Origin of the sequence: Comamonas sp., assembly GCF_036666375.1 — a bacterium.
Classification (GTDB): domain Bacteria; phylum Pseudomonadota; class Gammaproteobacteria; order Burkholderiales; family Burkholderiaceae_C; genus Comamonas.
Genome location: NZ_JAVWWA010000121.1, coordinates 1 through 15,033, shown reverse-complemented (window position 1 = coordinate 15,033; position 15,033 = coordinate 1). Strand labels below are relative to the sequence as shown.

General features: G+C 66.9%; 15 protein-coding genes and 1 other RNA gene. 9 read left to right on the top strand and 7 right to left on the bottom strand.

The features are described 5' to 3' along the window. The first annotated feature begins 9 nt into the window (after nucleotides 1-9). The 3 genes from RR928_RS21475 to htpX are packed head-to-tail and all read left to right on the top strand — an operon-like array spanning nucleotide 10 to nucleotide 2,593. Nucleotides 10-825, top strand: coding sequence for an NYN domain-containing protein (locus RR928_RS21475; RefSeq protein ID WP_332684179.1), 816 nt, complete (start codon nucleotides 10-12; stop codon nucleotides 823-825). Then, a complete protein-coding gene (locus RR928_RS21470) occupies nucleotides 822-1,718 on the top strand; it encodes a DUF3025 domain-containing protein (RefSeq protein ID WP_442881541.1) in 897 nt (298 codons plus the stop codon). Before RR928_RS21475 ends, RR928_RS21470 begins: the two co-directional genes overlap by 4 nt. Nucleotides 1,719-1,723: 5 nt before the next feature. Next, complete coding sequence (htpX, locus tag RR928_RS21465) at nucleotides 1,724-2,593, top strand: protease HtpX (protein WP_332539586.1); 870 nt, start codon at nucleotides 1,724-1,726, stop codon at nucleotides 2,591-2,593. A gap of 65 nt (nucleotides 2,594-2,658) precedes the next feature. Here the strand turns inward: htpX and RR928_RS21460 are convergent, their stop codons facing one another. Further along, a complete protein-coding gene (locus tag RR928_RS21460; RefSeq protein WP_442881650.1) occupies nucleotides 2,659-3,222 on the bottom strand; it encodes a VUT family protein in 564 nt (187 codons plus the stop codon). Between the two features lies 1 nt (nucleotide 3,223). Then, nucleotides 3,224-5,011: an NAD(P)/FAD-dependent oxidoreductase gene (locus RR928_RS21455; protein WP_332684176.1), complete on the bottom strand. Its 1,788-nt coding sequence runs from the start codon at nucleotides 5,009-5,011 to the stop codon at nucleotides 3,224-3,226. 243 nt (nucleotides 5,012-5,254) lie between these two features. Between RR928_RS21455 and RR928_RS21450 the strand changes: the two genes are divergently transcribed. After that, nucleotides 5,255-5,473: a hypothetical protein gene (locus RR928_RS21450; protein ID WP_332539591.1), complete on the top strand. Its 219-nt coding sequence runs from the start codon at nucleotides 5,255-5,257 to the stop codon at nucleotides 5,471-5,473. Nucleotides 5,474-5,488: 15 nt separating this feature from the next. On the opposite strand, the gene RR928_RS21445 is transcribed toward RR928_RS21450, so the two are convergent. Then, the gene (locus RR928_RS21445) at nucleotides 5,489-7,330 is read right to left on the bottom strand and encodes an ABC transporter ATP-binding protein (RefSeq protein WP_332539592.1); all 1,842 of its coding nucleotides are present in this window, start codon (nucleotides 7,328-7,330) and stop codon (nucleotides 5,489-5,491) included. A 151-nt stretch (nucleotides 7,331-7,481) separates the two neighbouring features. After that, a complete protein-coding gene (gene cysK, locus RR928_RS21440) occupies nucleotides 7,482-8,399 on the bottom strand; it encodes a cysteine synthase A (protein WP_332539593.1) in 918 nt (305 codons plus the stop codon). A gap of 118 nt (nucleotides 8,400-8,517) precedes the next feature. Between cysK and rnpB the strand changes: the two genes are divergently transcribed. Continuing rightward, nucleotides 8,518-8,848, top strand: an RNA gene (gene rnpB / locus RR928_RS21435) — RNase P RNA component class A. A gap of 209 nt (nucleotides 8,849-9,057) precedes the next feature. On the opposite strand, the gene RR928_RS21430 is transcribed toward rnpB, so the two are convergent. Genes RR928_RS21430 through RR928_RS21420 form a run of 3 tightly spaced genes read right to left on the bottom strand, consistent with a single transcriptional unit; the run spans nucleotide 9,058 to nucleotide 11,901 of the window. Then, nucleotides 9,058-9,801 carry an RNA pseudouridine synthase gene (locus RR928_RS21430; protein WP_332539594.1) on the bottom strand — a complete coding sequence of 248 codons (744 nt, stop codon included), beginning with the start codon at nucleotides 9,799-9,801 and terminating at the stop codon, nucleotides 9,058-9,060. Beyond that, entirely contained in the window at nucleotides 9,788-11,461 is a 1,674-nt protein-coding gene (locus tag RR928_RS21425; protein WP_332539601.1) for an MBL fold metallo-hydrolase, read from the bottom strand. The genes RR928_RS21430 and RR928_RS21425 overlap by 14 nt, the downstream gene beginning before the upstream one ends. 50 nt (nucleotides 11,462-11,511) lie before the next feature. After that, nucleotides 11,512-11,901, bottom strand: a complete 390-nt coding sequence (locus tag RR928_RS21420; RefSeq protein WP_332539595.1) for a DoxX family protein — start codon at nucleotides 11,899-11,901, stop codon at nucleotides 11,512-11,514. A gap of 337 nt (nucleotides 11,902-12,238) precedes the next feature. On the opposite strand from RR928_RS21420, the gene RR928_RS21415 reads away from it, so the two are divergent. The 4 genes from RR928_RS21415 to RR928_RS21400 form a co-directional block, all read left to right on the top strand. Then, a complete protein-coding gene (locus RR928_RS21415) occupies nucleotides 12,239-12,826 on the top strand; it encodes a BPSL1445 family SYLF domain-containing lipoprotein (protein WP_332539596.1) in 588 nt (195 codons plus the stop codon). Nucleotides 12,827-12,961: 135 nt separating this feature from the next. Further along, nucleotides 12,962-13,828 (top strand): diaminopimelate epimerase, encoded by an 867-nt coding sequence (dapF, locus tag RR928_RS21410; protein WP_332539597.1) that lies wholly within the window; start codon nucleotides 12,962-12,964, stop codon nucleotides 13,826-13,828. Beyond that, nucleotides 13,825-14,550: a DUF484 family protein gene (locus RR928_RS21405; protein ID WP_332539598.1), complete on the top strand. Its 726-nt coding sequence runs from the start codon at nucleotides 13,825-13,827 to the stop codon at nucleotides 14,548-14,550. Before dapF ends, RR928_RS21405 begins: the two co-directional genes overlap by 4 nt. Nucleotides 14,551-14,552: 2 nt before the next feature. Then, on the top strand, nucleotides 14,553-15,033 hold a 481-nt coding region (locus RR928_RS21400; RefSeq protein ID WP_332684172.1), incomplete at its 3' end, for a site-specific integrase.

Genomic DNA, 15,033 nt, shown 5'->3' with positions numbered 1-15,033 from the left:
GAGTCCCCCCTGCGCATTGCGCTGCTGATCGACGCCGACAATGCGCCCGCCGAGAAGCTCGATGAAATCCTCACCGAGCTGTCGACGCTGGGCGTGATCAACATCCGCCGCGCCTATGGCAACTGGACCAAGGCCGGTCTGCAGGGCTGGCAGTCGCGGCTGCTCGAGTTCGCGCTGCGGCCCATGCAGCAGTTCGACTATTCCAAGCGCAAGAATGCCACCGACATGGCAATGACCGTCGATGCCATGGAGCTGCTCTACACCGAGCGGCCCGACGCATTCGGCATCGTGTCGTCGGACGCCGACTTCACGCCGCTGGTCATGCACCTGCGCGCCAAGGGCGCGGCGGTCTATGGCTTTGGCGCGCAGCAGACGCCGCTGCCTTTCGTCAATGCCTGTTCGCGCTTTCTCTATCTTGAAGCGCTGGGCCAGGGCCCGATAGAACATGGTTCGGGCGAGGAGCCTGCGGAGGTGGCTGCGCCCGCGGTGGTGCCGGCCATTCCTCCGCTGATCGTGCCGGGCGAGCGCGAGGCCGCGCCGCCCGTGCGCCCGGCCACGCTGCGCGTGCCTTCGCAGCAGCTGCGCCAGGACCGCCAGCTGCTGGCACTGCTGCGCGACGCCGTCAATGCCACGCAGGACGAGCAGGGCTGGGCGCGCGTCGGCGCCGTGGGCACGCAGATCGGCAACAAGGCTTCGTTTGACGCGCGCAACTACGGCTATGCCTCGCTGACCAAGCTGCTGGCCGCGACCCAGGCGTTCGAGATGCGCGATGAAGGCACTTCGCGCGTCGCGGTGCGCGACAAGCGCCAGGCGCGGGTGCTGTGAACCCCTTGTCCGCCCATAGCGACTGGCAGGCGCTCGACTGGGCCGCGCCCTGGCTGCAAGGCCTGCGCGCCGTTGCCCAGCCCATCTGGCAGCGCATTGCCGACGGCGCGAGCGTGCCCGACGCGGTCAATGCGGGTCTGGCGGCGCTGCAGGCGCAGGGCCGGCTCGCTGAACTCGCGGGCTGGCGCTTCGTGCCGCAGGAGCAGTTGCCGCCGGGCATGGCCTACGAAGCCTTCATTCACCGCGAGCACGCCGTGCCCACGCGCTGCAACCTGCACGATTTCTTCAATGCCATGGTCTGGCTGCATTACCCGCGGCTCAAGCGCCAGCTCAATGCCCTGCAGGCGCAGCAGATTGTCCAGGCGGGCGTGGGCGCGCGGCGCGGGCCGGTGCGCGACGCCGCCACGCTGCTGGACGAGAACGGCGCGCTGCTGCTGGCGCCGCCCGCGCTGCAACAGGCCTTGCGTGCGCGCGACTGGCTGCAGCTGGGCGTGCATGGGCGCGATCTGTGGCAGCAGGCGCGGCTGCTGCCGCTGGGCCATGCGCTGCTGGAAAAGCTGGTGCAGCCGCGCAAGTCGATCACGGCCCATGTGCTGTGCCTCGCGCCCGGGATAGGTGCAGCGGACGTTGATGCGGCGCTGGCTGGCCGGTGCACGGCCGAATGGCTGGCGCAAAAGCCGTTTAGTCCTTTGCCGGTGCTGGGCGTGCCCGGCTGGTGGGAGGGCAACAAGGAGGTTTGCTTTTATGATGATCCTTTTGTGTTTCGCAGCGCCCGGCCTGATAAGCCCATACAACAGACAGACGACGCGCCGCGCGACTTGAACCCTGCGTCCCACGCCCCCAGATGGGGTGATGTGGCGAACGCGCCGCTTTCCCTCCTTATGGAGAATTAATCCCGATGAAACGAATTGCCCTTTTTCTATTGACCAACATTGCCGTCGTGGCGGTGCTGGGCATCGTCGCCAGCCTGCTGGGCGTCAACCGCTTTCTCACAGCCAACGGACTGAACCTTACCGCGCTGCTGGGCTTTGCCTTCATCATGGGCTTTGGCGGCGCGATCATCTCGCTGCTGATCAGCAAGCCCATGGCCAAGTGGACTTCGGGCGTGCACGTGATCAACGAGCCGCGCAATGCCGATGAAGCCTGGATCGTCAACACCGTGCGCGGCTTTGCCGACAAGGCCGGAATCGGCATGCCCGAAGTCGGCATCTACGAAGGCGAGCCCAATGCGTTTGCGACCGGCGCGTTCAAGAACTCGGCGCTGGTCGCGGTGTCCACGGGCCTGCTGTCGGGCATGACGCGCGAGGAAGTCGAGGCCGTGATCGGCCACGAAGTCGCCCACATCGCCAATGGCGACATGGTCACGATGACGCTGATCCAGGGCGTGATGAACACTTTTGTCGTGTTCCTGTCGCGCGTGGTCGGCTATGCGGTCGACAGCTTTCTGCGCAAGAACGATTCCGAAAGCTCGGGCCCGGGTATCGGTTACTACGTGACCACCATCGTGATGGACATCCTGCTGGGCTTTGTCGCCGCGATGATCGTTGCCTGGTTCAGCCGCCAGCGCGAGTTCCGCGCCGACGCCGGCGCCGCCCAGCTGATGGGCCGCAAGCAGCCCATGATCAACGCCCTGGCCCGTCTGGGCGGAATGCACCCCGGCGAGCTGCCCAAGAGCGTGGCCGCGATGGGCATCACGGGCAATATCGGCAAGCTGTTCTCCACCCATCCACCGATGGAAGAGCGCATTGCCGCGCTGCAGCGCGGTTGAGTGATGGGGTCTCAGGCCCCAGGCGACAGATCGAAGCCCGCGTTGCACGACGCGGGCTTTTTTCTTCAGTGCTTGCCCTGAGCCTGTCGACGCGCGGCCCTGCGCCCTATCCACAGCCGGAACGGCAGCAGCAGCGACACTCCCATTGCCAGCTTCACGCCCAGATCGCCAATCGCCCAGGTGACCCAGGGCAGGTCTTCGCCTGCGAACGCAATGCTCCAGAACACGGCGGTGTCGAGCACGGCGGCCAGCAGCGTCGCCACCAGCGGCGCGCGCCACCAGCGCCCTTGGCGCAGGCGGTCAAAGACATGGATGTCGAGCAGCTGCGAACACGCAAACGCCAGGCCCGAGGCCGCCGCAATGCGCGCCGGTGCCAGCAGCAGCGAGGCGGCGACCGCGACCGCAAAGCCCACATAGGCAATGCGCCGCGCATGCGCCGGGCCATGGGCGCGGTTGGCGAGTTCGCTGACCAGGAAGGCAAACGGGTAGGTGATCGCTCCCCAGGTCAGCCAGTCGTTGATCGCGTACTGCACCAGGATGTTGGAGGCCAGCACCACGGCCGCCATGGCCAGCGCGCCCTGGGCCAGCGCGCGCCGCGTGGGCACGGCGAAAGTCATGGCCGCCGACATTTCAGCGGCGGCTGGCGGGTACGGGCAGGCCCAGGATCTGCCGCGCCACGGCCTCGGCAACGCGTATGCCGTCGACGCCGGCCGACAGGATGCCGCCCGCATAGCTTGCGCCTTCGCCTGCCGGGTACAGGCCGCGCGTGTTGAGGCTCTGGTAGCTGTCGTCGCGGCCCATCTTCAGCGGCGACGAAGTGCGCGTTTCCACGCCCGTGAGCAGTGCGTCGGCCATGTCGTAGCCGCGGATCTTCTTGCCGAACGCGGGCAGGGCTTCGCGCATGGCTTCAATCGCATAGGCGGGCAGCGCCGCCTGCAGATCGATCAGGCTCACGCCGGGCTTGTACGAAGGCTCGACTTCGCCCAGCGCCGTCGACGGCTGGCCGGCGAGGAAGTCTTCCACGCGCTGGGCCGGGGCGTTGTAGTTGCTGCCGCCCAGCACATAGGCGCGCGACTCGAGCTGGCGCTGGAGGACGATGCCCGACAGCGGGTGGAACTCGCCTTCGGCGAGGTTTTCCACGCCATAGGTCTGGCCGTCGAACGCCGCGGCAAAGGCCTCGGCGCTGCGCGGATAGTCGGGCGGATCGATGGCCACGACCATGCCCGCGTTGGCATTGCGCTCGTTGCGCGAGTACTGGCTCATGCCGTTGGTCACCACGCGTTCGGGCTCGCTGGTCGCGGCAACCACGGTGCCGCCGGGGCACATGCAGAAGCTGTAGACCGCGCGGCCGTTGGCCGCGTGGTGCACCAGCTTGTAGTCGGCCGCGCCCAGCAGCGGGTGGCCCGCATGCCGGCCCCAGCGCGCGCGGTCGATCACGCTTTGCGGGTGCTCGATGCGAAAGCCTATGGAGAACGGCTTGGCTTCCATGCTCACGCCGCGCTCATAGAGCCGGGCAAAGGTGTCGCGCGCGCTGTGGCCCAGCGCGATCACGACCTGCGAGGCCGCGAGTTCGCTGCAGGTGTCAGTGGCCAGGTCGCGCACCACCAGGCCGCGCACGCGGCGCTGGCGGCGCATGTCGGCGTCTTCATGGCCGTCCTCGTTGTCGAACAGCAGGTCCTCGACGCGCTGGCCGAAGCGCACTTCACCGCCCAGGGCAATGATTTGCGCGCGGATGTTCTCGACCACCTTGACCAGCTTGAAGGTGCCTATGTGCGGGTGGGCCGCGTAGAGGATTTCGGGCGGGGCGCCGGCATCGACAAACTCCTGCATGACCTTGCGGCCCAGGTGGCGCGGGTCCTTGATCTGGCTGTAGAGCTTGCCGTCGGAAAACGTGCCCGCGCCGCCTTCGCCGAACTGCACGTTCGACTCGGGAGTGAGCGTGCGCTTGCGCCACAGACCCCAGGTGTCCTGCGTGCGTTCGCGCACTTCCTTGCCGCGTTCGAGCACGATGGGCCTGAAACCCATCTGCGCCAGCGCCAGCGCCGCGAAGATGCCGCAGGGGCCGAAGCCGACGACGACCGGGCGCTGCGCCAGTTCGGCCGGCGCCTGGCCCACGGGCTTCCAGGCCATGTCGGGCGTGGGATTCACATGCGGGTGTGACTCGAACTGCGCGAGCAGCGCGGCTTCCTGCGCGGGATCGGCGAGCTCGAGATCGACGATATAGACCGCCTGCAGATCGGCCTTGCGCGCGTCGAAGCTGCGCTTGAACACCTGCAGCGCGCCGAGTTCGGCGGGCGCAATGCCCAGCAGCTGCGCCGCAAGCGTGCGCAGCCTGGCCTCGGGATGGAATTCAGTGTGGTTCTCGGGATCGAAAGTGATCGCCGACAGTGGGAGTTTGAGTTCTGCAATACGTATCATGGCTCGGGTCTATCAAGCAAGCCGGCGATGGTAAGGCAAATGCGTCAATTGCCGCACCCGCGGCCGCGCCGACCCTCGCTGACGGCAGGATTAGGATGTCGGCAGCAAAAATTTACATTGTTTGCACGCCTTCCAGGTCTTCGTTCCTGGAATTTACGTGAATTACAGGGGCTGCGGTATTCCCGCGAACCAACAGACGCGCATGCTGGAAAGGCCGGTTCAGCCGGACCCAGAAAGGCATATATGACGCGCAATCACTTGGGAATCGTCGCGGCGGTGCTGGTCGCCGCTTTCAGCTTGCTTGCCTGCACGCTGCCCGCGCCCGCGCGCGAGGGCGGCTCGGGCGGGGCAATGTCCATGGCTCCCGGCCATGGATCCGAAGGCTATCAGGGGCGCGCGCCGTATGGCGCCGACCCCGATGCCCATTTCCATCGCCTGGAGTCGGTGGGGAATCTTCCATGACGCAGGGCGCGGCATTTACAGAGGGCCGTCCATGGGCTCGCCCAGGAAGCCACCGCTCTGGTGGGCCCACAGCCGCGCGTAGACGCCGCCGAGCTGCAGCAGCTGCTGGTGCGTGCCTTCTTCCACGATGCGGCCCTTGTCCATGACGATCAGCCGGTCCATCGCGGCAATCGTCGACAGCCGGTGGGCAATGGCGATCACGGTCTTGCCTTCCATGACCTTGTAGAGGCTTTCCTGGATCGCGGCCTCGACTTCGGAGTCGAGCGCGCTGGTCGCTTCGTCGAGCAGCAGGATGGGCGCGTTCTTGAGCATCACGCGCGCAATCGCCACGCGCTGGCGCTGGCCGCCCGAGAGCTTGACGCCGCGCTCGCCCACCTGCGCGTCCAGGCCCTGGTGGCCATGGCGGTCGTTGAGCTGGGCAATGAAGTCGGCGGCTTCGGCGCGCGCGATCGCGGCCTGCAGATCGGCTTCGCTGGCGTCGGGCCGGCCGTAGAGGATGTTGTCGCGCATCGAGCGGTGCAGCAGCGAGGTGTCCTGCGTGACCATGCCGATGGCCTGGCGCAGGCTGTCCTGCGTGACCTGGGAGATGTCCTGGCCGTCGATCAGGATGCGGCCCGAGCGCAGGTCGTGAAAGCGCAGCAGCAGGTTGACCAGGGTCGACTTGCCCGCGCCCGAGCGGCCGATCAGGCCTATGCGTTCGCCGGGGCGTATCGTGAGGTTCAGGTGCTCCATCACCGCCTTGCCGTCGCGGTAGCCGAACGACACGTCGTCAAACACCACTTCGCCGCGCGCCACCTGCAGCGGCCGCGCCTGGGGCGCATCGAGCACCGTGGGCGGGTGGGTCAGCGTGTTGATGCCGTCCTGGATGGTGCCCACGCTTTCAAACAGGCTGGTCATCTCCCACATCACCCAGCGCGCATGGCCCGAGATGCGCAGCGCCATGGCGGTGACGGCCGCGACCGCGCCCGCGCCCACCTGGCCCTGCATCCACAGCCACAGCGCCAGGCCGCTGCTGCCCAGGATCAGCAGCACGATCAGCACATGGTTGACGATTTCAAACTGGCTCACCAGCCGCATCTGCGCATTGCCCGTGAGGCGGAAGGCCTCCATTGCCGAGCGTGCGAACTCGGCTTCGCGGCGGGTGTGCGCAAACAGCTTGACGGTGGCGATGTTGGTATAGGCGTCGGTGATGCGGCCGGTCATCTGCGAACGCGCGTCGGCCTGGGCCTTGCCCACGGCGCCCAGGCGCGGCACGAAATAGCAGCAGGCGGCAATGTAGGCTGCGGTCCACAGCAGCAGCGGCACTAGCAGCCAGGTGTCGAAGCCCGCGGCCAGCACCATCATGGTCACGAGATAGACCGTCATGCCGACGACGATGTCGGTGGTGGTGAAGATCATGTCGCGCACCGCCAGCGCGGTCTGCATGATCTTGGTGGTGATGCGTCCGGCGAACTCGTCGGCGTAGAACGCCATGCTCTGGCCCAGCATCAGCCGGTGGAAGTTCCAGCGCAGGCGCAGCGGGAAGTTGATGGCCAGCACCTGGTGCTTGACCATGGTCTGCAGGGCGATCAGGCCTATGCTCAGCACCATGATCGCCACCAGGCCCCACAGCGCGTCGCCTTGTTCGGCCAGCAGATTGGCGGGCTCGACGCGCGTGAGCCAGTCGACGACGCGGCCCATGACGGCAAACAGCCAGGCTTCGTAGGCCGCCGTCACCGCCGCGAGCAGCGCCATGCCAAGCACATAGCCGCGCAGGCCCTGGGTGCAGGCCCAGACGAAAGCCAGGAAACCGCGCGGCAAAGCCGCGGGTTCGGTTGCTGGGTAGGGGGGAATGCGTTTTTCGAAGAATCCGTACAAGTTCAGTCCCTTTGTTGACCTCAGATGTTAGGCCGTGGGACTGCTTCTTGGCGCGCTGCTCGGTTATTCCCTGCGCAGCGCAGGTGTTGGTCACAGCGAAATAAAAAACACCGCCGAAGCGGTGTCGTGGTGGCGATGCCCGGACCGGAGATCAGGTGGGCAGGAAGCCTTCGACCGACAGATAGCGTTCGCCGGTGTCATAGGAGAAGCCCAGCACACGGCTGCCGGCAGGCAGCTCGGGCAGCTTCTGGGCGATGGCCGCCAGCGTCGCGCCCGACGAGATGCCGACCAGCGTGCCTTCCTCGCGCGCCGCGCGGCGCGCGTATTCGCGCGCGGGTTCGGCTTCGACCTGGATCACGCCGTCGAGCAGGCTGGTGTCGAGGTTCTTGGGAATGAAGCCCGCGCCAATGCCCTGGATGGGGTGGGGCGCGGGGGCGCCGCCCGAGATCACGGGCGAGGCCGCGGGCTCGACCGCATACACCTTGAGATTCGGGAACTTGGCCTTGAGCTGGCGCGCGACACCCGTGAGGTGGCCGCCCGTGCCCACGCCCGTGATCAGCACGTCGAGGCCGTCGGGGAAGTCGGCGATGATTTCCTGCGCCGTCGTGCGCTCGTGCACTTCGACATTGGCCGGGTTTTCGAATTGCTGGGGAATCCACGAGCCGGGCGTCTGCGCGGCAAGTTCCTCGGCGCGGGCAATCGCGCCCTTCATGCCCTTTTCCTTGGGCGTGAGATCGAAGCTCGCGCCATAGGCGAGCATCAGGCGGCGGCGCTCGATGGACATGCTGTCGGGCATCACCAGGATCAGCTTGTAGCCCTTGACGGCCGCGACCAGGGCCAGGCCCACGCCGGTGTTGCCGCTGGTGGGCTCGATGATGGTGCCGCCGGGCTGCAGGCGGCCGGATTTCTCCGCGTCCTCGATCATCGCCAGCGCGATGCGGTCCTTGATCGAGCCACCGGGATTGCTGCGCTCGGACTTGATCCACACCTGTGCGGCCGCGCCAAACAGGCGGTTCACGCGCACATGGGGGGTGTTACCGATGGTTTGCAGAATGCTGTCGACTTTCATGGCATCTCCTTGGCGATGGCTTGTGTAGATCGCACATTCTGGCGCAGTTGATCTGCGTTCTGGGCATATTCTTATGCCTTGGTCGCAGGGCATTGCGACTGGGCGATAATCGCGGCGTGAAGTTCACCAGACCGCCGCTGGTGCTAGTGCCGAAAGGCCGCACTGGAGGAACGTCCGGACTGCATAGGGCAGCGTAGCAGCTAACGGCTGTCCACCGTGAGGTGAGGATCAGAGCAACAGAGACGAGCCGCTTTAGTGCGGGTGAAACGGGCAATCTCTACGCGCAGCAATACCAAGTAGGCACACGTTGACGGGGCCCCCGGAGTGTGCGGGTAGGTAGCATCGAGCTGGTTGGGCGACCACCAGCCAAGAGTAATGGCGGTCACGCAGCCGGTTTTCGCAAGAGAGCCGGCGGTGCACAGAATCCGGCTTATCGGTGGACTTCACACTTTTCATGCAAAAAGCGCCTGGCTTTCGGTCAGGCGCTTTTTCTTTTTGTGGGGGGCCGGCTCAACGGTTCATGGCGAGCCTGCGCCTGTCCGGTTCGTCGTGAGCCTGGCCAGGCGCCCCCGTAGCACCATGACCGGCCCATCCCCATGACCTGAGCGCAGGCCGTTCATCCTTCGACTGGCTCAGGACGAACGGTTCTTCGAGAGGCTCAGAACTTTTCCCAAGGCAGCAGATAGCGCCACTGGCCTTCGGGCAGCTTGGCCATCGAGACCCGGCCCACGCGCAGGCGGCGCATGCTGACCACCTGCAGGCCCACTTGGGCGCACATGTCGTCGATCTTGTCGGGCCAGAAGCCCTTGATCGCAAAGCGCAGATGGGTTTCGTTCTGCCAGCTGACCTTGGCCGGCGGCAGCGGCTGGCGGTCGGCGATCAGGCCGTGGCACAGGCGCTGCAGTCCGCCTTCGTCGATCTGGCCCTTGACCCCGACCACGACTTCCTGCTCGAGCGCATAGGCGTCTTCCTGCAGCTTGCGCGCGATGCGCGGGTCCTGGGTGTAGATCACCAGGCCGCTGCCCGGCACCGGAATGGGCAGGAACGCGAGCTGGTCGTCGAAGTGGCGGGCGAGCACGCGCACCGGCGCGGGTGCGTCGTATTCGGCGAGGTTCTTCTCGGTCAGCAGGCTGCGCGCGCTGGGCACGCGGCCGTAGGCTTCGCCCTGGGTATAGCCCGCGGGCTTGTGCAGCAGCAGCGTGACGGGTGGAATGGCTTCGGCCTTGGCGCCGGGCGCGAGCCGGATCTGCTGGTCGGGGCCGATATGGGTGCCGGGAACCAGCACGACCTGGCCGTCTACCTGCACATGGCCGGCTTCGATATACAGCTCGGCTTCGCGGCGCGAGCAGCTTTGTTGTTCCGCGAGTCGCTTGGACAGGCGGACGGATTCAGTTTGAGACATGTCGCAAGCCTAAGGCACGAATGCGTTCCACATGGGCCAAAAGGGATCTTTCTGCAATCGGCCACAGCGCCGGGGGGGCATCGTCATAGGCCAGCCGCACCCAGTCCTGGGGCGTGCCGTCGGGCGCGGCCTGCATGGCGCGCAGCACCTTGGCTTCGCGCGCGAGCCTGTGGGACTGCAGCCTGGCGATCACGCCGCGCGCATCGCCCAGCACATAGCCATGCGCGGGCAGGATGAATTCCACGCCCTGCAGTGCGCACAGCGTGTCCAGCCGCGCCAGCGAATCGAGGTAGTCGGCCATGTTGCCGTCGGGCGGATCGATCACCGTGGTGCTGCCGTTGAGGATGTGATCGCCGCTGAACAGCAGCGCATCTTCCTCGAGCAGGAAACAGACATGGTTGGCCGCGTGGCCGGGCGTGAAGACCGCCTGCAGCGTATGGCTGACCGGGCCTTGCGCGCCCGTGCCGCTGAGCACCAGGCGTTCGCCGTCGCTCAGCGCCTGATCGGGCGTGAAGTGGCTTGCGGGGCGCGCGGTCGGCGCAGAAGGCAGTCCGCGAATCGCCGCGGCCGGGCGGCCGGCATCGGCCAGCAGCGCCTGCAGCAGCGCGGCGCCGGGCGAATGGTCGGCGTGGGAGTGGGTGCAGACGATATGCCGGATGTCGCCGCCCGCGGCGTCGAACAGCCGGCGCACATGGGCCGGGTCGCTGGGACCGGGGTCGATGGCAATGAATCCGGTCGCCGTCTCACCGACCAGATAGCTGTTGGTGCCGGGCCCGGTCATCACGCCCGCATTGGGCGCGGTGAGGCGCAGCACGTTGCGCCGCAGCGCCACGGCCTGCGTGGTCTGCCAGTCGAGCGGGTGGAAGACCTGGCCGTCGGGGCTGACCAGCGCGAGTTCGCCATAGGCCGCCTCGTGTTCCATGTGGCGCCGCTCCTGCCCGCCTATCAGTCCGGTGCGCGGGCAGCAAGCCCAGAGCACCTGCTCGTGCGCGAGCGCGGCAAACACCGCGTCGGTCGAGCCGAAATCGGCCAGCTTCTCCAGCGTCTTGATGGTCGGGAAAATGATGGGGAACGCGCCTTCTGCGAAGCGCTGCAGCGCTGCCGCGGGCGTGATCCACTGTGGCTCGAACTGCTCGCTTTCGTCGGCCACGGGCGTCTGGCCTTCGGGCATGCGCGCGACGAGAAACTGCGTGGCGAAGCGCTTGGGCTGGGTGCGGTCGGCGGTCCAGTGCGCGAGTGCATGCAGCTCGTCGGCGGCCAGCGTCAATCCGCGCGCCATGCATTGCGCGACAAACGGCGCGGCGCGGTCGAACGTCGCGATGTCGTCGGCGGCGGCCATGCGCCCGTCGGCATGGCGCGCGAGCAGCACGCCCAGCTCCTCGAAGCTTTCGCGTATCGCGGCGATCGCCTGGGTCAGATGGGCATCGCTTTGCCCGGCGCGGCGCGCGGCCGCGGCATGCGACTGCGCGTCGAGCGCGTCGATGCCGCCGCCCGGAAACACATAGGCGCCGGGCAGAAAGCTGGCCGTGGGCGAGCGCCGCGTCATCAGCACTTCAAAGCCCGCGCCGTCGCTGCGGTCGCGCAGCAGCAGCACGGTGGCCGCGGGCCGGGGATCTGCAGGGGGGCGCTGGTCGCGCAAAAGCTGGCTGGGACGGGTCATGGGCATGGAGATTCAGTGAGAAGAGCGGGACGCAGCGGGGGGGCCTGCGCCTATTTGCCTTTCGAGTAGCCAAGCGCCACCACCAGGGCTGTGACGATGAAGAAGGCCTGCAGTTCGAGGGCCCAGCCGCCCGAATTGCCGATCGACAGGAATTGTCCGGTATGCACCAGCAGCAGCGCGACGATCATGTTGCCGACGACGATCAGCGCCGCGGGAACGACCCACAGGCCGATCAGCAGCAGCAGCGGCGCGACCACTTCACCCAGATAGACGCCATAGGCCAGCCACGAGGGCAGGCCATGGCCGGTCACCATCTTCTCTATGCCGCCAATGCCGTGCGTGATCTTCGCCCAGCCGTGGAACAGCAGCAGCACCGCAAGCGTGATGCGCAGCAACACCATGGCGGCGCGGGGATGGTGCAGATGGGACCAGAAATTCATGGGTGTCCTCGAAAGAAAAATGAAGAGCGGCAAATGGGGAATTGCCGGACAAATGCAATCTTCGCAGTTGTGCCACAAGAAGGCCGTGGCGACTGTTGCATGCGCGCCAATCGCGAACTGCACAAACGCTGGGTGGTGCCTGAAGGCCATGCGCGCATGCCGGCGGAGGATTATTTGCGCTGTGCGTGTAGGCCGGGAGGCTGAGCTGCAGGCACGATGATACAAATGGCGTGAACACCTCTAGGATGACTTCAGGCCGGTGCAAAACCGGCCATCACAACCGCTTGCGACACATCGTGTTGTCCGCAGGCACTGTTTTCACCAGGAGGAAATTTCCATGATGTCCCAGTCCGTTCGCTCTTTGTTGATTGCTGCAACCGTCGCCGCAGGCGGCTTGGCCATGGTCGGCTGCACCACCACCAGCCCCTCCGACGTGCAGGCTTCGCCGCGCGCCACCACCGGCTCGCTGGACGCCCAGGTCGATGCAACCCTGTCGCGCCTCTATGCCACGGTCTCCGGCTCGCGTGAGCTGGTTGCCCGTTCCAAGGCCGTGCTGGTGTTCCCCACCGTGGTCGGCGGCAGCTTCGTGATCGGTGCCGAACATGGCCGCGGTGCGCTGCGTTCGGGCAGCCGCACGCTGGGCTACTACAGCACCACCGCCGCCTCCATCGGCTGGCAGGCCGGCGGCCAGTCCAAGGCCGTGGTCTACATCTTCAACACCCAGGAAGCGCTTGACAAGTTCGTCAACGGCAATGGCTGGTCGGCAGGCGTGGACGCGACCGTCGCCGTGGGCCGCGTCGGCGCCAATGGCGTGATCGACACCAACACCGCCCAGGCACCGGTGTCCAGCTTCGTGATGACCAATGCCGGCCTCGAAGCCGGTGTGTCGCTGCAGGGCGCACGCATTCACAAGATCAACATGTAAGAACCGCCGGCTGATCGTTCGATCGCCAAGGCCTGCTCGTCCCGCAAGGGACGGCAGGCCTTTCTTGCATGGGCACAGCCCCTGGTCGACCCCCTGTCATCGCGCTGGCGCGCGACTGGCGGATAATCGGCGACCATGCAAATCCGCTTCACCAAGATGCAGGGCGCGGGCAACGACTTTGTCGTGCTCGATGAAACGCAGGGCCGCCAGGGCCTGTCGCCTGCCCAGTACCGTTTTCTGGCCGACCGCCACTTCGGCGTCGGCGCCGACCAGATCCTCAGCGTGCGCCCCGCGCCGGCCGAAGGCATCGATTTCGAGTACGTGATCCACAACGCCGATGGCGGCGAAGTGGAGCAGTGCGGCAATGGCGCGCGCTGCTTTGCGCGCTTCGTGCACGACCGCGGCCTGACCGACAAGAAAGTCATTCGCGTGCAGACGCTGTCGGGCGTGATCGCTCCCGAGCTCACGGCCGATGGCGGCGTGCGCGTCGACATGGGCCGCCCCGAACTGCGCCCGGAACTCGTGCCTTTTGATGCTGCCGGCCTCGAGCCGCGCGCCGCGGGCCAGGCCCAGACCTGGCCGCTGGCGCTGGACGGCGACGGGCCCTGGGTCACTGCGGTGTCCATGGGCAATCCGCATGCCGTGCTGTGGGTCGACAATGTCGATACCGCTGCCGTCGCGGAACTGGGCCCGCAGATAGAACGACATGCACGCTTTCCCCAGCGCGTCAACGCCGGCTTCCTGCAGCGCTTGAGCCGCAGTGAAGTGCGGCTGCGCGTCTACGAGCGCGGCGCGGGCGAAACGCTCGCTTGTGGCACCGGCGCCTGCGCCGCCGTGGTTGCAGGCATTCGCCAGGGGCTGCTCGACACGCAGGTCCAGGTGCATACTCGTGGCGGCCTGCTGACCATTGCCTGGGCGGGCGGCGAGGACGACAGCGTCTTCATGACCGGCCCCGCGACTTTTGTTTTTGACGGACAGATCGAACTTCCCGAAGCACCATGAACGACAGCACCAGCATCGACCACGCCTTGTCCACCAGCGAAGACAGCATCGCCTCCTACCTGACCCAGGTTCCCGACTTCTTCGAGCGCCATGCCGAAGTGCTCACGGGCGTGCGCCTGACCAGCGTCCATGGCCACCGCGCGGTGAGCCTGCAGGAGCGCCAGGCCGAGATGCTGCGCGACAAGATCAAGGGCCTGGAGCAGCGCATCATGGAGATGATGCGCAACAGCAGCGAGAACGCGACGATTGCGCAGAAGATCCACCGCTGGAGCTGCGATCTCGCGGCCGTGGTCGAGACACGCGATCTGCCGCATGCGATCACCGAAGGCCTGCGCCAGGTGTTCGACGTGCCCGAAGCCGCGATCCGCGTGTGGGATGTGGCGGCGCCGTTTTCGGGCGCGCTGTTCACCATGGGCGTGAGCAGCGATGTGAAGGCCTTTGCCTCGTCGCTGACCCTGCCGTTCTGCGGCCCCAACCTGGGCTTCGAGCCCGTGGGCTGGCTCACGCGCGTCGATTCCGTGCAGTCGCTGGCCTTGCTGCCGCTGCGCGCCGGCCCGCTGAGCTCGCCTTCGCCGGCGTTCGGCATGCTGGTGCTGGGCTCGCCCGATCCGCTGCGCTTCGACGCCACCATGGGCACCGAGTTCCTGATGCGCATTGCCGAACAGGCCAGCGCCGCGCTGGCGCGCATGCGTCCGGTCACGCGCACACTGACTTCGGTCTGACCATGGGCCGCGCGGCGCAGCAGGCCGCCGAGCCGGCGCCGCCGCTGCCGGCGGTGGTGCTCGCCTATCTGGAGCATGTGCGTGTCGAAAAGCGCCTGGCCGCGCGCACGCTGACGCTCTACACGCTCGATCTGCAAAAACTGCTGGGGTTCGCGCTGGCGGCCCAGGTCGAGCTGCTGGCGCTGCAGGTGCCGCATATCCGCCGTTTCGCGGCGCAGATGCACAGCGGCGGCCGCAGCCCGCGCGGCATCGCACTGATTCTTTCGGGCTGGCGCGGCTTCTTCGTCTGGGCCGCGCGCCAGGGGCTGGTGCCCATGAATCCCGTCGACGGCGTGCGCGCCCCGCGCGCGCCCAAGCCGCTGCCCAAGGCCTTGGGCGTGGAAGATGCGCTGCAGCTGGTAAATCATGTGAGTGACGAGGCTGATGGGTGGCTTGAAGCGCGCGATGCGGCCATCGCCGAGCTGCTCTACAGCAGCGGCCTGC